At 32.3% G+C, this 21,015-nt stretch carries 20 protein-coding genes; all 20 read right to left on the bottom strand.

All coding sequences use genetic code 11. The features are described 5' to 3' along the window. Window positions 1-168: 168 nt before the first annotated feature. The 20 genes from B5S50_RS16270 to B5S50_RS16170 all read right to left on the bottom strand — a co-directional run bounded on the left by B5S50_RS16270 (window position 169) and on the right by B5S50_RS16170 (window position 21,015). Window positions 169-330 (bottom strand): carbon storage regulator, encoded by a 162-nt coding sequence (locus tag B5S50_RS16270; protein WP_065077665.1) that lies wholly within the window; start codon window positions 328-330, stop codon window positions 169-171. A 458-nt stretch (window positions 331-788) separates the two neighbouring features. Further along, window positions 789-2,459 carry an AAA family ATPase gene (locus tag B5S50_RS16265; RefSeq protein ID WP_254306612.1) on the bottom strand — a complete coding sequence of 557 codons (1,671 nt, stop codon included), beginning with the start codon at window positions 2,457-2,459 and terminating at the stop codon, window positions 789-791. A 233-nt stretch (window positions 2,460-2,692) separates the two neighbouring features. After that, entirely contained in the window at window positions 2,693-5,116 is a 2,424-nt protein-coding gene (locus B5S50_RS21965; protein WP_368041487.1) for a flagellin, read from the bottom strand. 315 nt (window positions 5,117-5,431) lie between these two features. Then, window positions 5,432-5,770: a flagellar protein FliT gene (locus B5S50_RS16250; RefSeq protein WP_065077667.1), complete on the bottom strand. Its 339-nt coding sequence runs from the start codon at window positions 5,768-5,770 to the stop codon at window positions 5,432-5,434. 27 nt (window positions 5,771-5,797) lie between these two features. Beyond that, complete coding sequence (gene fliD, locus B5S50_RS16245; protein WP_217302332.1) at window positions 5,798-7,672, bottom strand: flagellar filament capping protein FliD; 1,875 nt, start codon at window positions 7,670-7,672, stop codon at window positions 5,798-5,800. 128 nt (window positions 7,673-7,800) lie between these two features. Continuing rightward, entirely contained in the window at window positions 7,801-8,187 is a 387-nt protein-coding gene (fliS, locus tag B5S50_RS16240; RefSeq protein WP_127720195.1) for a flagellar export chaperone FliS, read from the bottom strand. Between the two features lie 200 nt (window positions 8,188-8,387). Further along, window positions 8,388-8,690 carry a hypothetical protein gene (locus B5S50_RS16235; protein ID WP_217302331.1) on the bottom strand — a complete coding sequence of 101 codons (303 nt, stop codon included), beginning with the start codon at window positions 8,688-8,690 and terminating at the stop codon, window positions 8,388-8,390. 30 nt (window positions 8,691-8,720) lie between these two features. Then, complete coding sequence (locus B5S50_RS16230) at window positions 8,721-9,083, bottom strand: flagellar protein FlaG (protein ID WP_217302330.1); 363 nt, start codon at window positions 9,081-9,083, stop codon at window positions 8,721-8,723. A gap of 32 nt (window positions 9,084-9,115) precedes the next feature. Further along, window positions 9,116-9,331 (bottom strand): carbon storage regulator CsrA, encoded by a 216-nt coding sequence (gene csrA, locus B5S50_RS16225; protein WP_063600793.1) that lies wholly within the window; start codon window positions 9,329-9,331, stop codon window positions 9,116-9,118. Then, window positions 9,332-9,763 (bottom strand): flagellar assembly protein FliW, encoded by a 432-nt coding sequence (gene fliW, locus B5S50_RS16220; RefSeq protein WP_217302329.1) that lies wholly within the window; start codon window positions 9,761-9,763, stop codon window positions 9,332-9,334. A 296-nt stretch (window positions 9,764-10,059) separates the two neighbouring features. Beyond that, window positions 10,060-12,027, bottom strand: coding sequence for a hypothetical protein (locus B5S50_RS21675; RefSeq protein WP_242872098.1), 1,968 nt, complete (start codon window positions 12,025-12,027; stop codon window positions 10,060-10,062). A 96-nt stretch (window positions 12,028-12,123) separates the two neighbouring features. Further along, window positions 12,124-14,076 carry a flagellar hook-associated protein FlgK gene (gene flgK / locus B5S50_RS16210; protein WP_065077673.1) on the bottom strand — a complete coding sequence of 651 codons (1,953 nt, stop codon included), beginning with the start codon at window positions 14,074-14,076 and terminating at the stop codon, window positions 12,124-12,126. A gap of 24 nt (window positions 14,077-14,100) precedes the next feature. Then, a complete protein-coding gene (gene flgN / locus B5S50_RS16205; RefSeq protein WP_065077674.1) occupies window positions 14,101-14,508 on the bottom strand; it encodes a flagellar export chaperone FlgN in 408 nt (135 codons plus the stop codon). A 27-nt stretch (window positions 14,509-14,535) separates the two neighbouring features. Continuing rightward, window positions 14,536-14,808: a flagellar biosynthesis anti-sigma factor FlgM gene (flgM, locus tag B5S50_RS16200; RefSeq protein WP_065077675.1), complete on the bottom strand. Its 273-nt coding sequence runs from the start codon at window positions 14,806-14,808 to the stop codon at window positions 14,536-14,538. A 245-nt stretch (window positions 14,809-15,053) separates the two neighbouring features. After that, the gene (gene fliY / locus B5S50_RS16195; RefSeq protein WP_065077676.1) at window positions 15,054-16,259 is read right to left on the bottom strand and encodes a flagellar motor switch phosphatase FliY; all 1,206 of its coding nucleotides are present in this window, start codon (window positions 16,257-16,259) and stop codon (window positions 15,054-15,056) included. Next, window positions 16,252-17,247, bottom strand: coding sequence for a flagellar motor switch protein FliM (fliM, locus tag B5S50_RS16190; RefSeq protein ID WP_065077677.1), 996 nt, complete (start codon window positions 17,245-17,247; stop codon window positions 16,252-16,254). Before fliM ends, fliY begins: the two co-directional genes overlap by 8 nt. A gap of 27 nt (window positions 17,248-17,274) precedes the next feature. Next, window positions 17,275-17,676 (bottom strand): chemotaxis protein CheW, encoded by a 402-nt coding sequence (locus B5S50_RS16185; protein WP_013237611.1) that lies wholly within the window; start codon window positions 17,674-17,676, stop codon window positions 17,275-17,277. A 259-nt stretch (window positions 17,677-17,935) separates the two neighbouring features. Further along, window positions 17,936-18,298: a response regulator gene (locus tag B5S50_RS16180; RefSeq protein ID WP_013237610.1), complete on the bottom strand. Its 363-nt coding sequence runs from the start codon at window positions 18,296-18,298 to the stop codon at window positions 17,936-17,938. Between the two features lie 33 nt (window positions 18,299-18,331). Next, window positions 18,332-18,931 carry a chemotaxis protein CheC gene (locus B5S50_RS16175; RefSeq protein ID WP_063556772.1) on the bottom strand — a complete coding sequence of 200 codons (600 nt, stop codon included), beginning with the start codon at window positions 18,929-18,931 and terminating at the stop codon, window positions 18,332-18,334. Window positions 18,932-18,942: 11 nt separating this feature from the next. Next, window positions 18,943-21,015 (bottom strand): chemotaxis protein CheA, encoded by a 2,073-nt coding sequence (locus B5S50_RS16170; RefSeq protein ID WP_065077679.1) that lies wholly within the window; start codon window positions 21,013-21,015, stop codon window positions 18,943-18,945.

Genomic DNA, 21,015 nt, shown 5'->3' with positions numbered 1-21,015 from the left:
TCAGCATCCTGCTGAATCACGGAAACAATTGACTCCTCCTGAGTTCTTATTTAACAGTTAATAATTAATAGTGAAAAATTAATAGTTATGGATGATTTTATCATCTTTTTCAAATATAATAAAAAACTTTTTCCAATAACTAATTCTTAATTATTAATTCTTAATTATTCACTTACTCTGCTGTTCCCAAACTTCACCTCTTGTGATTTCTACATCTTTAGGAGCATCTATAGCAAGTCTTAAATCTCCTTTATCACTTTTTACAACTTTAACTTTTATATTTTCTCCAATTACCACATATTCTCCTGGCTTCCTGCCTAATACTAACATTTAATGTCCCTCCCTGGATTCTTATAATCAAAAAAGCACAACTAATACACCTACTCACATCTGCCTCCTGCAGAGTATAATAGGTATACTAGTCATCCTGACTTTTTCTTTATAAACTTTTATGTTAAATTTTCGGTATATTTACAGGAAACTTTATATCCATTTGAGATATTTTTTTCTTGTGCTTCCTGTTGTTTCTACTTATTTAAATTTTCGTTTTAAATTTAAGAAACTTTATATAAAAAATAAAAAATTTTTATTTTTAAATAACCAACCTTCGCACATGGGAAAGTTTTGCTTAATAAGCAAAACTTTTAGAAAGTACAAAGTTCAAATACCAAAGAACAAATGTGGATGATTTCCCTCGTACCTCAGGAAATCTATAATTTTAATATTTTCTGACGTTAGGAAGAAAATTATCATTATTTGATATTTGTTCTTTGTACTTTATTCTTTAACTATCGTTTAACCAACACTTTTTTTCCTTCAAAAGCTATGCCAATTTCCTGTATATTTTTTATTCCCATATCTTCAAGTTCTACTCTATATTTCTTTTCCTGTATTTGTTTTAAAGCCTTATCTACCGCTTCTTCTATAGTTTCTTTTTTTCTTACTTTTTTAAACTCAATTATTGTACCTAATTTTTGTTTATCTCTTGGTATAATCATTATATCGTATCTTCCATAGCCACTTTCTCTATTAGATTTCACTTCATATTTATCATTTAAAGCAACAAGCATACCTAAAACAAAGGAATGATAAATTTTTTCGCTTTCATCACCACTTATATCAAAAAAGCTTGAACTTTTTATTATATAATCACCAAATATTTCCTCAAAGGTTTCTATATCTCCTGTAACAAGACTTTTAAGCATTATATTAAACTTGTCGTTATTTATGCTTTCCTTAAACCAACCTAGTATTATCTGCCTGTATAAATAATTTACTTCCATATTTGGTATGCTTAAATTACAATACATCTCTCCCATATCAAGTCTCTTTTTTACAACTTTCAAGTACCCGCTGAAAAGTAAGAAGCTCCAAACATTTTCCGTATCCTTATCTATTTCTCCCATAACTATATCTTCATTTATTCGCTTTTCTATAGGATTGCCTTTAATAAGTTCTTCTAAATCTCTCTTTAAATCAGCTCCACCTTTTGTAACTAGCGTTTTTACTAAGTCATTACTTGAGGTATTGGTCCAGTAAGGTTTAAAGCCATCTTTCCATCTCTTTACATAGTTTAATACAGACCAGGGATTATATATAACTCTATCTCCAAAAATGTATCCGTTATACCAGTTTTTCAACTCTTCCATGTTAGCTTCTATTCCATAATATTTTAGTGTTTCCTCTACTTCTTCCTCTGTGAAGCCAAAATATTCACTATATTCACTGCTTAATATTGTACATACATTTATATTATTAAGCCCGGAGAAAATACTTTCTTTTGCCACTCTGAGTATTCCTGTTAGTATCCCTTTTTCAAGATATGAGTTATCCTTTAAAGCTCCACTTAATAAATTTCTTATAAATTCTATTACTTTGTCATAGTAATTATTTAAATATCCACTTTGTATTGGTACGTCATATTCATCTACTAATATAAAAACTCTTTTATTATAATATTTGCTTAAAAATTTACTCAAATTTTTTAGGCTTAATTCATATTCACCTTCTGATGCTTCCCTATCTATTATTCTTTGAAAATAAGCTTTTTCAGGTTTTTCCAAGATATCAGCATCAAGTAATTTTATATATTTTGTATATTCTTCAATTATTAAATCTTTTATCTTTTCTACAGTTTTATCATAGCTGCTATCTTTTACATCTTTAAATGTTATAAATATAACTGGATACTGTCCCTGCTTTTTCATTATTTCTTTATCCGAATATATTTTTAAACCTCTAAAAAGCTCCCTATTGCTTTCTTCTGTTTTTTCAAAAAAGCATTTGAGCATGCTCATGTTCATACTTTTTCCAAATCGCCTTGGTCTTGGCAGTAGTATAACTGCACTTCCATCCTCCACTACTTCTTTTATGAATAAAGTTTTATCTACAAAATAGTAATTGTCTTCTATTGTTCTTTTAAAATCACTATAACCTAAGGATATTCTTTTCACTATCATCACTTCCCCATTGCTTATTCATTAAAAAGTTCAAAGTCCAAATTAGGTTGATTTTCAGCTAACGCTGAAAATCTTCATTTTTTGTTATTTGTTCTTTGTACTTTATTATTTACCACATACATTTTACCACATACATTTATCTTTAAGCACAAAAAAGGAACTGCAAAATTAAGATTTTGCAGTTCCTTTTTTTCTATAATTTTTAACTCTTAACCCTTAATTCTTTGATAGTATTATCTTAATAACTGAAGAACCTGCTGCGGTTGTTGGTTAGCTTGTGCAAGCATAGCTTGAGCAGCCTGAGATAAAATATTGTTCTTTGAGAAGTTTGACATTTCTTTTGCCATATCAACGTCTCTTATTCTTGATTCAGCAGAAGTTAAGTTTTCTGATGAAGTTCCTAAGTTATTTATTGTGTGCTCTAATCTATTCTGGTAAGCACCAAGTTGTGCTCTTTGCGTTGATACTGCATTAATAGCATTATCAATAACCTTGATTGCTGCAGTAGCAGTATCGTGTGTGGAAATATCAAGAGCAGATTCAACACTTACATTATCAGTTCCATTTGATACGGATTTAGTCGTTGTAAATTTAGCTCCATCAACAACACCTTGGGAAGCTCCTGCAGTTGTTCCAGCTATCCCAAGAGCCTGTGATCTCATATCCTTTACATCCATTTGGAAGCTTTGTCCCTGATTTGCACCTATTTGAAATTTAGCTGTAAATGTTCCACCAACGGCTTCGTTTTTCACACCTGCTGCACTTGTATTAAATGTAAACGTTGTACTGCTTCCAGTAGACAATGATGAAGAAATATCTCCTACATTTATTACAGCCTCGCCTACTCCATCTTGAGCTGTTACTCTAACATTTTGTTGACCTGAAACAACATTTACTGCACTACCTATTGTTCCATCTTTTTCAGTCAATTGTGCTTCATAGTGATTTTGAGTTACCTGGAATGTAACAGCATCTGTACCAACTGTAGCAGTGGCAGTAATACCACCTGTTGCAAGAGCAAATGTTAAATCACCAGCAGTTTGTGCTGAACCTGATATCGAAATATGATCATATCCCGATACAGTTGACCAAGTTGTTCCATCCGATCCTAAAACTTGTAGTTGAGCCATATCTACAGTACCACTACCATCATTAGTCAAACGATAAGTTCCTGTAGCTAAACTTGTATTAGCACTGATGGATAAACCTGTTAAATCACCAGCAGCAACTCCACCACTAACTGCACTACTTGAAGTGCTTGTGCTTGCAGCTTGGTTTGTAATAGTTACTGTTTGCTGTCCATCCTTAAGTCCCTTAGCTGAAACTACACTTTCATTAGTAAGCTTATCACTTCCAATAAAATTTGAAACAGCTACAGTTGAGTTATCTGAAAGCGTATATGCATTTCCTGCTATTCCTGTAGTCTTTGCAGTAATTTGTAATTTGGTTCCATCAGTCTTGCTTACATATTCATTTGGTAGATAAGAATCCCCATCAGCAACACTAACGCCAAACTTGTCAACTGCTGCACCCGTTCCATTGTATAAAGCAGAAACTATTTTATCCACTATTGCCTCAGCATTTCCAGCTCCTTTTAAATCAACTGCAAAATCTGCATATCCACTATAAGCTCCATCAGTACTATCATATAAATCTACTTTCTTACCATCAATTACAAATCCTGTGCCTTTTAAATCAGCTACAGTTTTGCCAGTAAAATCTATTGTAGCACTTGCATTAGCACCAGCTCCAGCAGTTGTAACAGCTTCAGCTACTGTTGCAGTCGCCATAGCAGCACTTGAACTATAAGTTACAGAGCCATTAATTCCAGCATCAGTACCCGTTAATTTTCCATTACTGAAGGATAATGCTTTAGCAACTACAACTACATCAGCATTTGAAGCTACAGTAAGTTGATATTTGCTAGATAAATCAGCATCAGCAGCAATTGCAAGTCCTAAAGCTTTTTCCACTGCATCAGCAGAATTGACATTAGTTGCTGTATCACTAATTCCTATTTGTGTTGCAGTTGAATTTGCACCTGAAATATTTTTGTTTAAGGTAAATGTTAAATCTTTTCCACCTAGATTAAAAGTTATTGTTTTTCCATCATCAGCAGTTGTAAAGTTACTAGTAATGCTAAAGGTCTTAGTTAATTGAGTTACACCAACTTGACCGCCTTCAAGCTGAGAAGGTACAGTCAAAGCACCTGCTTTAGAAGCTAACTTAGGATCAACTCCACCACCATTAAGTAACTTTTGAGTATTGAATTCAGTAGTATTACCTATTCTATTAATTTCTGAAGTTAATTGGTTCATTTCAGCCTGAATTTGAGTTCTATCATCACCTACGTTAGTATCATTGGCTGATTGAGTTGCTAATTGTTTCATTCTTTGAAGAATTGATGTGGTTTCATTTAGTGCACCTTCAGCAGTTTGCAGCATTGAAATACCATCTTGAGCATTAGCTGAAGCCTGATCAAGTCCGTTGATTTGTCCTCTCATTTTTTCGGATATAGCTAGTCCTGCTGCATCATCTGCTGCACTATTAATTCTTAAACCTGAAGAAAGTTTTTGCATTGCTTTACTTGCATTACCTGAATTAACATTCATGTTTCTGATTGCATTATTTGCCGCTAAATTGTGGTTGATTATCATAATAAATTCCTCCTTGAATTTTACTTGGGCGTCCTTGCCCGTTTTATTTATAGTTAAACCCTTAATCAGTTGACAATTGACAGTTGACAATTAATTTCAGGTCTACTAACAAAATCAAAGTTCAGAGTTTAAATATCAAAGTTCAAATTTAGGTTGATTTTCAGCTAAAGCTGAAAACCTTCATTTTTTGTTATTTGCTATTTGAACTTTGTTATTTACTTTACGCTTTGTTATTTATTTTATCGTTGCTATTTTTATTTACTTTACTACTTTTTTCGACTTTTAAATTGTTTTTTATTTATTTCTATAATCTAATTATATTTTTTTACTAAATATAGTAGTACCTATATGTCTACTATAACTTTTTGTTAAAGTTCTTTTTTGAGATATATCATCAATTTTTCTTCTTAAATCTTTTTTCTTTTCAAACATCATTTTTGATAATTTATTCTGAAAATCAATTATTTTAAATTGTTTGACTGCATCATTATATTGTTCTTTTGTACAATTCAACTCTTTTAAATTATCCAACAACTTCTGTCTTTCACTCATTAAACTTTCAAGTCCATCATAATCATCATTCTCAAGTTTATTAATAAGTTCACAGGTGATATTCCTTAAATTCTCCATATCTTTTTCCAAATATAAATCCATCATTTATTCCCCATTCTAATTTTTATATCAACTTCCAAGCATAGAAGATAATGCTGACTGTTGAGCATTTAATTGATTCATTACAGTTTCCAGTTTGGAGAATTGCTGGTAATATTTTTCTTGCTTAGTAGCCATTTTTGTTTTAATATCTTTTATTTTAAGCTGCTGTTCATATATTTGATCTGGAAGTGTATTTTTTCCTCCAGTTCCTGTAAGAGTAAAGTCGTACTGCTTATTTGCAAAAGAAGTCAGTATAGCACTATTAAAAGTCGTATTTGTATATCCAACATTTTTTTGTAATATCTTTGAAATTCTAGTTAAAATTCCATCTTCTTTATATTGTCCAAGGCTGCTGTCGTATTCTACAGTGCCATCTTTTGCTATAGTATTGGGAATAGCAGATATATTGGTAAACATTTTGGATATTTGGTCACCTTTAGTTGCTATAGCCGTTTTTAATTGTTCTGGGTCAACTATATCAATATGAGAAGGTGTAGTATAATCTTTAGATGTATCTATACCAAAATTATTACTGCTATAACGACCTAACGAAAGTCCAACATTATTTACTGCTGTAGTAAATGCCGTTGATAAATCATTGAGCATAGTTTCAAGATTATCATCATTTCTAAGAATGCCCACTTTAGCTTTAGTTTCCCAAGCTGTAATCTGAGAAGTGGTCATCTGTGATTTTTGTGCATCTGTCAAAGGCTTATAGTCCTTGTTTGGCTTTTCAGTGAGTTTTGTTTGAATACCGTCCACTATAGCATTATATTTATCAATAAATGATTTAATTTTGTCATATACCTTGCTCGTATCTGACCCAACATTTATTGATGCAGTGGCATCAGCTCCCTCACTTGATAACATATAATTCATTCCATCTATAGTAAAATTATTAGTAGACTGTGCATTACCATTTGTATCATTTAAAGTAATAGGACTGCCGCCTGGAACAGTAATAGTTACATCTGCATTTTGCGAATTTTGAATTGCAACTTTCGCAGCATCTGTGACTTTATAGTTACTTGCACTTTCACTGGTAATTTTCCAGTCTCCTGCAGTTACAGTACTCGTTGTAGTTACACCATCTTTTGTAACAGTATTAGTAATGGTTCCTGTTCCTTTATTTTCAACTACATCAGTAGAAAATCCAATTATACTAGACAGTGAAGCCGTAGTCCCACTTTTTATCGTTAAAGCTGAAGATTTCCCTGTACCAGCTGAAGATAATGTAAATTTTCCTGTAAGTTCGCTAAATTTCGCTTTTACACTGCCTGTACCTTGATTATTTATTGCAGTAATTAAATCTCCTACTGTAGCTTTTCCATCCGTATTATCTAAAGTAATATTTACATCGCTAACACCTGTATTTACTGTTAAAGTAATAACTTTCTTTAAACTAGTTGCTTCTGCTCCCTCTGCAGTTGTACCTGTTATATCAGTTAATTTTGTAGTAAGTTTTGTTCCTGCTGCTAACGTATTAGTTACTCCTGCACCTTTAGCTAATTGGGCAACTGATACTGTATATTTTCCTGTCTGTGCTCCAACCATTGGAGTAAATGTTGCCACTGATGTATCTACTGTAGACGCCCCATTAGCAGCACTTACAGTAAATGGTGCAAAATTTGATTGTGATAAAATATTTTTATCTGAAGTCCCTGAATCAAAAAAACTACTTTGCAGCTCCTTTATGTTCTTAATAATATCTTGATATGCCTCTTGCTTCCACTGCTCAGTCTGCTGTGTCTGCTGGGCCTCATCAAGTTTTGTCTGTTCCCCTGCCATCATTTTTTTTACTAATGCATCCACATCAAGACCTGATGCCAAACCTGTTAATCTAATCATATTACCGCCGCCGGCACCAGTAGTACCGGATGCTACTGAACTTACATCACTCACATTTATAACCTCCCCTTTTATTTAGTTAATAATTAATAGTCTATAGTTAATAGTTATGGATGATTTTCTTACCCTCTGCTTCAGAAAATCTAAAACTTCCTTAACTCTTAATTATTAACTCTTAGCTTTTACTTGCTTGTTTTAGAAATCTTATAGGCTTCTTCCCATGTGCTTCTAACATCTTCTATTAATGGAATTACCTCATCCATTATTTTTACATCTTTTTTCATATTTGCGTCTACTAATCTTCTAACTATAAAATCATATACGCTCATAAGAGATTGTCCCCATTTTCCTGCCTTGGAAACATCCAAAGATATCATAAGTTCATTAAATATATTCTGAGTCTTGATTATATTTTCGTGAGCTTTTTTTATATCCTTGTCCATCATCGCCTGTCTTGCTATTTTTGAAAACTTTGATGCCCCGTCTACCAGCATCAAAAGGAGCTGTTCCTTTGAGGCATAATTTACGCTGTTACTTTTATACGTTTTATAAGCATTTCCTGCATACATACAATAAACCTCCCTTTTTTAAGTTAAAAATTAATAGTTAAAAGTTAATAATGAATGATATTTTTTCTCCACTATACTACGAAAAATCTTAAACTTAAGTTTTTTCAAAGCTTTGCTTAAATAGTTCCATTTTAGATTTTCTGAAGTTTTAACGTAAGAAAATCATCCATAACTATTAATTCTTAATTCTTAACTATTAATTATTTTTTAACATCTAAAATATTTCCTCTTTCATTATCTATTGAAAGGTTTTCCTTTTCTTCTTTAAAAGCTTTTACTTCAACTTTTTCCACTTTACTTGCTTCTACAAAAATACGTTTTTTATTTTTGCCCTGTTTGTATTTGGTGAGTTCTGACTTAAAATCTCCCTGACTATTTTTTCCCTTACCTTTGTAATCTTTATTTATAAAAATCCCTGATTTATTATGAACTTTCCCTGCACTTGTAGTTTCTTTTACTCTGCGGCGAACTTCCAGGTCTACTTTATTTAACCTAAATTCCATTAAAATCCCCCCTAGAATAATATCAATGTCTTAAACTTTTTTGTCTAGAAAAATTCCAGCCAATTCACAAAGCTTATCTACCATATCCACTATACTCTTAGGTGGTATTTCTTGTATTACTTTATTAGTATTATTATCTACTATGCTTACCATTATATCTTTAAATTTTCCATACACTTCATATTTCAAATGAGTAGGCGTATCTTCCATTAACTTGTTTATTTTATCTACAGCTTTTTTTACATCTTTTTCATTTACATTTTCACTATTTGATAATTTATTATCTACAGTTTTGTTAACTACATCTGCATTTTGCTCAGTTTGCAAAACATCACTAGATGTATTAAAACTTAAAGATAGCTGTCTTCCTTGACCTACATCTTTAACTTCCATGCCAAACACCTCTTTATAATTTTTTAATAAAACTATTTTTTTATCTTTTTTAATACACTCATATCTGAAGCTGCCGCATTTTTATTTTCCTCTTCTACTTCCTTATAAAGTTCTTTTCTAAGTATTGTTATATTTCTAGGTGCAGATATAGAAAGTTTAACACTTCCTTCTTCTATTTTTACAATAGTTATTTCTATATCTTCTCCTATACGAAGCGACTCACCTTTTTTTCTACTTATAACTAGCAATTAAAACTCCCCCTTAAAAAGTGGGTATTTTATTGGATAATCTACATTATCCAGTATTAATTGTTCCCCAATATTTTCATTCTTATTTATTATTATGGGAGCTTTTAAATTAACTGTTATATTTTCTAGTTTAGTACTTAAGTTAACTGTATTTACTACAATAATATCTTTTTTGCTTTTTATATTAAGCTCGCATACCTTAATTTCGTTCAAATCAAATTCATAATTTTTCAATACATTAAAGGGTGAAACTACCACAATTCCTATATTAATATCTTCAATAGAATGAAGTATATAAAATAAATTATTTTCCTCTGCAGGAACCAGTATAAATTTTCTCAAGTTTTCAAAACCAGGAATGCCTTTTTTAAACATTAGTATATCTTCATTTTCATAGTTTAGTACTCCATGATATTTTGTGTTTAATTTCATTATTATCTCCCTCTATGTTTAATTAATAGTTAATAGTAAAGAATTAATAGTTAATGTGGATTTTTTTCCGTTACACTATAAAAAATCTTTAATTAAATTTTTGAAGACTCGTTTTGCTAAAGCAAAACATTACTAAGCGCTGACTTATACAAATTTAAAGATTTTTTGCGACAGCTAAAAATCATCCTTCACTATTAATTTTTCATTATTAATTCTTAACTTGCAAGGCTTTGCTTCGCATCATTTTATATTAAGTCAAAATTTTATATGTGCAAAAGTTGAGTTAATAATTACCTCTATCTAATATAATCTAAAAGCGTAGGCTGTATTACTTTTCCACCAGTTTGGAGACATGCCTGATAAACCGTAATAGACGTATAATATTCTATAGTTTTCTCGGTAATATCTATATCTTCTGTTTTTGAAAGTACTTCTTTTAAGTCAGTTATTGAAGCTGCATTCTGAGTACTCAAATCACTCATTCTCTTTTCTTTTGCACCTATCTTTGAGCGAACTTGAAGGACCTTTTTCGAGGCTGCATCTATATCTACAAGATCCTGCCCTATTAATTCTTTCTTTGCATCATTTTCACTATTTGCATCTTTTGTCCATACACCATATTTACTTATCGCAGTTCCATCATCATTCTTTACTGTAACTAATACAGCACCTGGTGTAGTACTAGTTATGGGATTATTATTACTATCCGTATAACGCATCACTTGTCCTGCTAAATGGTGCTGAACTCTATCCATAAGTGCATTTATACTATCTCCTGAAGTTGTATTATAGTCATTTCCATACTGCATTATATCTGATGCTGTTGCATTATAAGTGAGCACTACTCCCTGAGAAATTTCTATGTTTTTATCTGCACCTATGTTTTCCATAGTCATGTTTGAAAGCTGGGGTGATATATCAGATATATTAGTAGTCATCTTTATGTCACTACCATTTACCATCACTTTTATATTAGTGCCGTCAGTTTGAAAATTAACTTTTCCCTTTAAACTAGATGATTGTATTTGGTTATTTAAATTACTAACTATATCACTTGCAGTTGAACCTGAGGGAGTTAATTTTACTGGTGTATTTGTTCCGTCAGTAAAAGTTATATTTTTATCTGTTCCTTGCCAGTTACTCGATGTAAATCCGCTAGAAACTACTTCTGCTGTTCCAAATAAAGTATTTGTCATATCACCTACAGTAGTATTAGTCGAATCTATATTTATACTATCGCTGCTATTCGCAGCAGTAAATTTTATACTGCCATCTTCAGCTTTTGATATACTTATTTTTCCATTAATTGTAGAATTACTTTTTAACTGACTGCTTAAATCACTAATTACACTGTCTATATCTGTATCTGAGGAACCTACTGTTAATGTAGCCGACGTTCCATTTACATTAAAAGCTATATTTTTTCCTGTCCAGTTGCTTAATATAAATCCATTCGATTGTGCTGAAGAAGTTCCAGAAAAAGTTCTGGACATATCACTTATATCTGTAGACAGTTTTATATTGTCCGAATTGTTCACAGCTATAAATTTCACATTTCCGTCATTCGTTTTTACTACACTGATTTTATCTGTAAGTCCAGTTTTTCCTTGTATCTGGCTATTTAAATCCTTGACAACATCATCTATTCCTGAGTATGAAGACTTTAAATCCACCTGGTAATCAGTTCCACCAACATTAAAAGTTATACTTTTACCTGTCCAATTATTTACGTTAAATCCATTAGACACCACATCAGGAAGATTAGTTACAGCATTTCCATTTTTATCAGCATACTGTAACGTAACAATTCCATTAGCATCAGTAGTTGTAGTTATTGGTTTTGAAAGTCCTGCAGTTCCTCCAAATATATATTCACCCTGAAAGTTCGTATTAAGTAATGTAGCAAGCTGCTGCACTTCCTGGCTCACTGCATCATTAATTTTATCTTTTTCATTTTGTGTATAAACTCCACCTGCTTGCTCCAAATTGTTTCTTATATTACTAAGTACAGTTCCTATTTGTCCTAAAGTGGTGTCTGTCGTTTCCATCCACGTATTTGCAGTTTTTATATTAGAACCATACTGAGTGGTATAATTCACAGAACTTTGAAGCTGCATAGCTCTTTCAACATTTATTGGATCATCAGAAGGCTTTGAAAAATTCTTTGTAGAAGATACCTGCTGCTGTATTTTACTTAAATTTTGAAGATTTCTCTGCATATCTGCTAAAAAATTGTTCGATAGTGTTTTATTCGTTATTCTCAAAACTAAATCACATCCTTTATTTCAAAGTTCAAAGTTCAAATATCAAAGAAAAAATATAAAAAATATAATTGATATTTGATATTTGAACTTTGTTACCTATCGTTTAAGTTGGTTTATAACTACATCCAAAAGTTCATCCACTGTGGATATCATCTTTGCATTTGCCTGATAACAGTGCTGAAATTGAATGAGATTTGTCATTTCTTCATCAATTGAAACTCCAGAGTTCGCCTCTCTAGATTGAATATAGCTTTGACGCTTAACAGATTGCGTATCTACTGTTTGTTTAGCTTCCTGTTCATGGCTACCGACCTTATTTACAAGATCATTAAAATAGTTATCTAAAGTAGATCCTCCATTTACTTTTCCTATAGAATATACATTGTTTATTGTATTATTTGACGTAAATATATCCTTTAATAAATCACTTCTATCACTTCTAGGATCTGATGTTCCAGTTGAAGTATCCTTATCAGTATTTATGCTTCCAATATTCATAATACTATTGGCAAGCTGTGCTACAGCTACAGCTCTATTTCCATCAGTATTAGTGCTTAATGAATTTCCCTTTGAATCATATTTACTATCTACTTTTATTTTAGATGGATCATTCATTATTGCCACATTCACTGTTATATTGGCTGCTGTTATATTGTTTTCATCTGCTGCTGAATATTTAGATGAATCTTTTTGATCCGCATTTACAAAGAAATTATTTATTCCGCCCTCTGCAGAACCATCTGTAGGATTGTCTTTTACCCAGGTGCTGCTTTGACTTATTATTGCATTTACAGAAAGTGCCAGTCCCTTTGCAAATTTATTGAGTTCATCTTGATAATCATCTATATCCTTTTGTACTGATGTATAACCTTTGAGTTCACCTGTTGGAGGTTTAAAAAGAGCAAGCTCACTAAAACTTATGGGATCTGTAGAAGTACCATCTAATTTTCCTCCATCAGCAACTGCTGCTTTGCCTGAAGGATCCTGCCCTCCTGTAACTTTATAAGCAACACCATTTTGATCAGCCCAGAGCACCCTATTTTCATCCATTTCTTTTTCTTGATCAGATGTCATATTCACATATATGCTTACTTTGTTAGCATCTGTGAGGGTATCTCCTTTTTTATAATAATCTACTTTATATTTATATATGGTATTTCCACTACTGTCTTTTGTAACACTATCACTAGAATCCGTTACATTTGTTATACTAGTTATATAGGAAAATGTCGCTACGTTTGTATCATCCGGATTATCTGTTTGAACTATATTAAGTGGTTTGCCATTTAACAAAGGTGCAGATCCATTATCCTTTTCGACGGAAGCACTATTTGAAGTAGTCACATCAATTCCATCAAAGTCTTTATCCGTAATGCTTATTCCAAATTCACTGCTGAGTTGGTCTAAAAGTACATCTCTACTGTCTAAAAGATCATTTGGATTTTGTCCTGACATCTTTGTATCTTTTATCTGCTGATTTAAATTAGATATCTTTCCCAATATAGTATTTACATTTACCACCACATTTTTTATTTCTGTATTAGTATTGGTTTTAATATTTGAAATTTGTGAATAAGTGTGGTTTAATTCATTAGTAAGTTGATAGGCCTGCTCTTTCACTGTACTTACGTTCTGAGATGATGTAGACAGTGACTGCCAGGAACTAAAAAACTTCTGTATAAGTGAGGATATTCCACTGCCTGTTGACCCAGTATCTGTTCCCAGTACGTTTTCTACCTGACTCAAGTATTTATCACGTGCTTTATACTGTCCACTAGCCCCATTTTCTACCCTTATTTGATAATCCAAAAAACTATCCCTTATTCTCTCAATGGAGTCTATAGTTACTCCTGTACCGAGCTGTCCTGCACCAGCTGCACTATCCATACTTGGCAGAGTATAGGGCGTTGTGGTTACCATATCTGCCCTCTGCCTTGAATATCCATCTGTGTTAGCATTTGCTATATTGTGGGATGTTACGTTTATGGCAGTTTGCTGTGCAAAAAGTCCACTTTTTGCCGTATTAAATATTGAAAATAACCCAGGCATTTAATTCAACTCCTTACTTTTTATTTACCTGCTTCTTCCAAAAGCATTATAGGTTTTGGCTTGTTTGTTTGGGTTCAATGCCCTAAGCATTTGATTTGCAAAACCAAGCCACTGTTTTACAAGTGCTTCATTTGTATCTTTTTGAAATTTCATCTTTTCAAGCAAGTCCACTATATCTAAATATACTTTTCCTAATTTTTTATCTCCTGATTCTCTTATAATCTCCCTCATAGGCCTGTCCCCAGTTATCTTCCTTCTTTGAACTTCGAGCCTTGCTACATTTCTACTTCTTTCTTCTATGACTTTAACTATTTTATCTAATAAAAACACCTGTCTTTCCACAAGATATTTATTTTGTTCAATTAAAGCTTCATAAAGTGATTTAAGCATCTCATATTCTTCTAACATAATCTCAGACAGCTGCAGTTCCAACTACATCACCTCCCAGGTATATGAAAATTATACTTTACCCTTTATATTATCTATAATTTTTTGTGCCACAAGCTTAGAATCTACTTTATAAGTTCCATTTGCTACGGACTTTTTTATGCTTTCTACTCTCTCTTTAGAATTTACAAATTTATCATCTAGGGAATAAGGGCTGAGACTCTTTCCTATAGATGATATGTGAATGGAATCCTTGCTGTTTGATTCACTCTTTAAACTTTTCTCTACATTATTCCTATTGTAAAAGTTCACCAGCTTACTGGAATTGATCCCATTTATTTTCATAAAAATACACCCCTAACCATAACTACTTCAAATATCGTTTTTCTTTACTAGTAACATTATCGGGTACATATATTTAATATTTATACTTTGAATTGAAGATAAATTGCTTATTTTAAATAAAAAGTCCCTATATGTTTCCACTTTAATACACAAATAAATTTTATTATATTATAAATTAAAATAAGATGTGTATAGCTTTCACGATACACATCTTATTTCTAAATTTATCCATACCCATAATAATATTATTTTCCTAAAGATCTAATTTTTTCCTCATTGCTCACAATTCCCGTTATTCTAACTCCAAAGTTTTCATCTATTACTACTACTTCTCCATAAGCTACTTTCTTACCATTTACCAGTATCTCCACAGGTTCCTCTGCCAATTTATCCAATTCTATAAGAGAACCCGTTCCCAAATTCAATATATCTTTAATATTCTTTTTTGTTCTTCCAAGTACTACTGATATTTCAAGAGGTACATCCAGTATAAGATCTATATTTTTAGGAACAACTTCTGTATCTTGAGATCCACCAAGAGGCTGAAAAGATGCCTTACTGACTTCTACAGGCTGCCTATTTACATTTGTTTCTATAGGTTTCTCGTACACCGGCGTCCTTTGCTCCATTTGAGGCTGAGCTGGTGCTGGCTGAGGCTGCTGTATAGGTACTTCAGGTTGAAGTTCAGGTTCAGGTTGAGGTTCAGTACTAGTACCATCATTTTCAGGTACACTAGGAGCTGACTCCTCTGGTGCAGTTTCTTCCTGACCCATCATTATAGAAACTACTTTTTTAGCTGTAGCTATAGGTAATACCTGCATTATACTGCTATCTACTAGTTCTCCTATTTTAAGGGAAAATGATACTTTTACAACCGTCTCATCTTCAGATATTCCTTCAGTAAGAGGTTTTGTAATATCATTCCATACTTTAGACACAGGAGGGGATATATTTACCTCCCTCATTAGCATAGTAGCCATAGATGTAGCGGCAGACCCTATCATCTGGTTCATAGCCTCAGATACTGCACTTATTTCTATCTCGCCTAATTCTTTAATATCTGGATCTATTTTACCGTCTCCGCCCATCATAAGACTTGCAATTACAGCTGCATCTGTAATCTTCATTACCAGTAAGTTTTCTCCTATTATACCTTCTGTATATTTAACTTCCAAAGCAACATTTGGAACTTCAAATTCATTTTTCAATTCTTTAAGAGTAGTTACAATTACCACCGGAGTAGTTATATTTACCTGCTGGTTTATTATTGTAGAAAGTGCTGTAGAGGCAGATCCCATAGATATATTTCCTATTTCTCCAAGTAAATCTTTCTCTATATCTGGCAACTGTGGGTCATCTTGAGAATTTGTTTCTGATGGTGGATCCGGCGTACTTTCTCCTCCATTTAAAAGTGCATCTATCTCTTCCTGTGAAAGAAATCCATTACTCATAATTTTCCACATCCTTATCTAAAATATCTAATATCTCAACGCCCATGTTCTTGTCTATTACACCAGGCTTTCCATAATAATACACCTTATCTTCCACCATTAGTTTCACAGGGCTTGTAGTTTTTTCCTTTAGGGTCAATACGTCTCCCACATTAAGGTTCAAAAATTCTTGTACCGTAACATCTACAGTTCCAAGTATGGCAGTGAGTTCTACATCAACTATATCTAACCTATTTCTAAGCTTTTCTCTGGACTCATTCAATATATCTTCATCACTGTCCTGAAACCAGTATTGAACTACTAATTTATCAAGTACCTTTTCTATACTCAGATAAGGAATGCATATGTTTATAAAAGTACTACTGTTTCCCATCTCCACTGAAAAAGTTATAAGTGCAACAGGGTCATTAGGTGCAAGCGTCTGATTTAGTGCAGGATTTGTCTCAAGTCCTTCCACTTCTGTTTCTATAGGCATTACATCTTCCCAGGCCAATTTCAAATTTGATATAAGCCCTGCATTTACAACTTTTATAATATTTTTATCTATATCAGTAAATTCCTTAACTTTGTATTTTCTATTACCACTTCCTCCCAAGAGCAAGTCTATAATTTGAAATACAAATTGAGGATTCACTTCAAACAAAACAGATCCGCTTAAAGGCGGCATTTTAAATATAGTTAAAACAGTAGGATTAGGTACAGAATGAATAAACTCCTCATAAGTTATTTGCTGAACAGATTCCACTTTTACTTTTACATTAGCTCTAACCTGCGCAGTTAAATAATTTGAAATTATTCTGGCATAATTGTCATGAATAAGTTCAAGAGTCCTTATGTGATCTTTAGAAAACTTCTGAGGACTTCTAAAATCATAAGGTTTTACTTTCTGCTTTTCCTCTTCTTTGGGTACTTCATCTGGAGTAAGTTCTCCAGCAGATAAGGCAGCTAAAAGGTCATCTATTTCATTCTGTGATAATACATCTGCCATTCTCTTCCCTCATTTCTTAAGAAAATTCTAATTTGAAAGAAGTTTGTCTATATCAATTAAAGTAACTATACTATCTTTAAAATTTATTATTCCCTCTATATAGACTTTTTTTCCTTCATCATTTATCTTTTCAATAGCATTTTCTTCTACATCTAAAACTTCATCTACCTGATCTACTGTTATTCCCACTAATTCATCTTCCATTTCCAGTATAAGTATACTGTTTTCGCTTATCTCAGCTTTGGGAATATCCATCAAGAGATTTATATCCAGGAGAGATATTACATTTCCCCTTAAATTTATAAGTCCCTTTATGTAAGCTGGCGCCTGTGGGACTTTTGTTATTTCCATAGAATTATTTATACTTTGAACTTTAGCTGTTTCTACAGCAAATTGTTCGTTATTTAATCTAAATATAACAACTTGCATATTTACACCTCCATATGCATAGGTACACAAACTATGTAACAAGTATCTTTGCATAAAATTTCAGATCTTAATTTTCTGCTTACCAGATGAAATCAGAAATTAAATATATGGAGTATACTATCTAGCTATTTAAGGTTTGAAATAAATTTAACTCTACTTGATAGTTTTCGTAATAAACCATATTACCTTTATACTAGCCATAAAATTTTAATTTCTGATTATCTGTTTACATAATTTACAAATAATTATATTCTTATTACTAAGAAGCTACTACTTTATTTATTGCCTCTAAAACTCTATCTGGTTGAAAAGGCTTTACTATAAAATCTCTAGCTCCAGCTTTTATAGCATCCATAACCATAGTTTGCTGACCCATTGCAGAGCACATTATAATTTTTGCACCTGCATCAAATCCTTTTATTGCCTTAACAGCTTCAATACCATCCATATCCGGCATCGTTATATCCATTGTAACTACATCTGGTTTTTCCTTTTTATATAACTCCACAGCTTTTAATCCATTGTTTGCTTCCCCCACTACCTCAAATCCGTTCTTTTCTAATATATCCTTTATCATCATTCTCATAAAAGCAGCGTCATCTACAATTAATATTTTAGCCATTTTCTTCCCTCCAAATTATTTACTACTAAATATTTATCCTATTCCTAAAGCACTTAAAATTTTTTCCATTGAACCGGGCACCGGAATATAGTAAAAATGCCCACTTAACTCTGAATTATTTTGCATAAAAAGTGTTTCTATGTCAAGAACATACTCATCATACTGTCCTGATTCTATAAATGTAGTTGAAAGTATTGCCCCAAGCATATCGCAAGTAGCTGCTGGGACAGATGGTATTACATGCAGTCCAGTAAATTTTGCTATAGAGTTCATATAGGAACTAGATATTATATTGCCTATTTCGCATATAACAGAGTTACCCATATCACTTAATTCCTCTTCCTTCTGACCAGTTAACATAGAAATCAGATCCATAGCAGTATCCTTTTCAAATATAAACAGTATATTTCCAGGTATATCGCCTAAGATTCTAACTATTACGCCTATAACTACCTCACCTTCACCAATATTTGTAAAGATGTCGTCAAAAGGCACTATATTTATAGCAGGTACTGTCATATCAACTTTTCTATTTATGAGTTGAGATAATGCTGTAGCTGCATTCCCTGTACCTATATTCCCAACTTCTCTTAATGCATCAAGTTGAATAGGAGTAAGGTTTTTATAGTCCATTATTTTCCTCCTTATACCAGGGCAGCAACATCCAATATCAAAGTTACAAGTCCATTTCCTAATATGGTTGCTCCCATATATTCTTTCAAATTTTTCAGCGTTTTTCCAAGAGGTTTTATAACAATTTCCCTCTGTCCAAGTAAGGAATCTACCATAAGTCCTACAGTTTTTTCTCCTACTCTAACTATTACTATATAATTTTTGTTGCTGTCTGATTTTTCAACACCAAGTTTTTCATAAAGTCTTATAAGAGGTATTACATTCCCATTATATATTATAACTTCTTTATTATTAGTCATCTTCACTAAATCATCTTTATAATCTATAACTCTGTCTACATAGCTTAAAGATATGGCCATGGTTTCATCCCCTACGCCTACAAGAAGTACTTGAATTATCTGAAGCGTAAGTGGCAGTCTTATTATAAAAGATGATCCCTTGTCTTTTTCACTTACAAGCTCTACTGTTCCACCAAGAGAAGATATTTTTGTCTTTACTACATCCATTCCAACTCCTCTTCCTGATATATCTGTTACCTCAGTATTGCTACTTATTCCCTGCATAAATATTAGATTCTTTATGTCAGCTTCTGTCATTCCTTCAGTATTTATACCTGCATTTTCTGCTTTTTCCCTTATCTTCTCTACAGGTATTCCACTTCCATCATCTTCAACTTTTATTACGGCTTTAGTTCCTTCCTGATAAGCAATAAGTTTTATTTTACCTACAGGATCTTTTCCCTTTGCAATTCTTTCTTCTTTAGATTCTACACCATGATCTGCTGCATTTCTAAGCAAATGAATTAGAGGCTCTCCAATTTCATCTATTACTGTTCTGTCAAGTTCTGTATCTGCTCCTTCAATTATAAGTTCCATCTCTTTATCAAGTTCTACGGATAAATCCCTTATCATCCTAGGAAATCTGTTAAATACAGTATCAAGAGGCAGCATTCTTATCTTCATTACTAAATCCTGTAAATCTGAAGTTGTCCTTGCCACCTGCTCTAAAACTTCATTTAATTCGTTTAACTTATAGCTACTGCTAATTTGCTCCATCCTTGTCCTATTTATAACCAATTCAGATACCATATTCATAAATTTATCTAATCTTTCCAGATCAACTCTTACAGACTGATGCATTTTTTTATGAGGTTCCTTTTTAGGAGGATTTTTACTTTTATTTTGAGCTATTGCTGCTGGTTTTGGCTTTACTACTTCCTGAGTAGCTTTCTTTTCAGCTTTAGCTTTTATCTCTTCTTCTTTTTTAGCTGAATCTGATCCCATTATCTTTGCTTTTTCTGTCTGGATGTCAACATCTTCCACAGTAACTTCTTCCACCTCAGATATGTTCATCAAAATTTTATGGATATCTTCACCAGTACTTTTAGTTAATAAAACAAGGTATATTTCAAATTCAAAATTTTCATTTTCTATATCCTCTGTACTAGGAATAGACTTTATTATTTCTCCTACTGCTTCCAAATCCTTAAATATTAAAAATGCCCTTGCAGATTTCAAAAGAGTACTTTCACTAAGTTTAATTTTTATTTCATAAGCGTTAAATTCCTTGTCCTCAGCTTGTTTAACTACATTTATATCATATTCATTCAATTCTACCATAGAATCTTTACCTTTAGATTCTACTGCAGCATTTTGTTCCTGGACATTATCTTCTTTTTTAGGCTTCTTAGCTTCACTGTCATCTTTTTGACCAGATATACTTTCCAATTCTTCAATGATACCTTGAATAGGGGTTTCTTCATCTACCCCATCTTCTATATTTTTTATCATCTGCTCAAGAGTATCCAGGCACTTAAATAAGACTGTAACTACATCTTGATTTACTTTTAGCTGTCCATCCCTAAATTCAGATAATACATCCTCCATTTTGTGAGTGAGTTCAGCCACTTCATTAAATCCCATAGTAGCTGCCATTCCTTTTATTGTATGTGCTACTCTAAAAATTTCATTTACCTTATCTATGTTATCTGGTTCTTGCTCAAGCTGAAGTAATGATTCATTAAGTGTTTGCAAGTTGTCCATTGATTCCTCTAGAAACATAGACATATACTGCGACGTATCCAT

The organism is Clostridium sp. 001 (genome assembly GCF_019056555.1).
In the GTDB taxonomy this organism is placed as follows: Bacteria; Bacillota; Clostridia; order Clostridiales; family Clostridiaceae; genus Clostridium_B; species Clostridium_B ragsdalei.
The sequence above is the reverse complement of the archived record's forward strand: the minus strand, read 5'-3'. Positions and strand labels throughout refer to the sequence as shown.

Excerpts from the sequence above, each read along its gene's own strand:
- B5S50_RS16270 (WP_065077665.1), bottom strand. The coding sequence starts at position 330 with ATGTTAGTATTAGGCAGGAAGCCAGGAGAATATGTGGTAATTGGAGAA.
- B5S50_RS16265 (WP_254306612.1), bottom strand. The coding sequence starts at position 2,459 with ATGATAGTGAAAAGAATATCCTTAGGTTATAGTGATTTTAAAAGAACA.
- B5S50_RS21965 (WP_368041487.1), bottom strand. The coding sequence starts at position 5,116 with ATGATAATCAACCACAATTTAGCGGCAAATAATGCAATCAGAAACATG.
- B5S50_RS16250 (WP_065077667.1), bottom strand. The coding sequence starts at position 5,770 with ATGGATTTATATTTGGAAAAAGATATGGAGAATTTAAGGAATATCACC.
- fliS (WP_127720195.1), bottom strand. The coding sequence starts at position 8,187 with ATGTATGCAGGAAATGCTTATAAAACGTATAAAAGTAACAGCGTAAAT.
- B5S50_RS16235 (WP_217302331.1), bottom strand. The coding sequence starts at position 8,690 with ATGGAATTTAGGTTAAATAAAGTAGACCTGGAAGTTCGCCGCAGAGTA.
- B5S50_RS16230 (WP_217302330.1), bottom strand. The coding sequence starts at position 9,083 with ATGGAAGTTAAAGATGTAGGTCAAGGAAGACAGCTATCTTTAAGTTTT.
- fliW (WP_217302329.1), bottom strand. The coding sequence starts at position 9,763 with ATGAAATTAAACACAAAATATCATGGAGTACTAAACTATGAAAATGAA.
- flgK (WP_065077673.1), bottom strand. The coding sequence starts at position 14,076 with ATGCCTGGGTTATTTTCAATATTTAATACGGCAAAAAGTGGACTTTTT.
- flgM (WP_065077675.1), bottom strand. The coding sequence starts at position 14,808 with ATGAAAATAAATGGGATCAATTCCAGTAAGCTGGTGAACTTTTACAAT.
- fliY (WP_065077676.1), bottom strand. The coding sequence starts at position 16,259 with ATGAGTAATGGATTTCTTTCACAGGAAGAGATAGATGCACTTTTAAAT.
- fliM (WP_065077677.1), bottom strand. The coding sequence starts at position 17,247 with ATGGCAGATGTATTATCACAGAATGAAATAGATGACCTTTTAGCTGCC.
- B5S50_RS16185 (WP_013237611.1), bottom strand. The coding sequence starts at position 17,676 with ATGCAAGTTGTTATATTTAGATTAAATAACGAACAATTTGCTGTAGAA.
- B5S50_RS16180 (WP_013237610.1), bottom strand. The coding sequence starts at position 18,298 with ATGGCTAAAATATTAATTGTAGATGACGCTGCTTTTATGAGAATGATG.
- B5S50_RS16175 (WP_063556772.1), bottom strand. The coding sequence starts at position 18,931 with ATGGACTATAAAAACCTTACTCCTATTCAACTTGATGCATTAAGAGAA.
- B5S50_RS16170 (WP_065077679.1), bottom strand. The coding sequence starts at position 21,015 with ATGGATACGTCGCAGTATATGTCTATGTTTCTAGAGGAATCAATGGAC.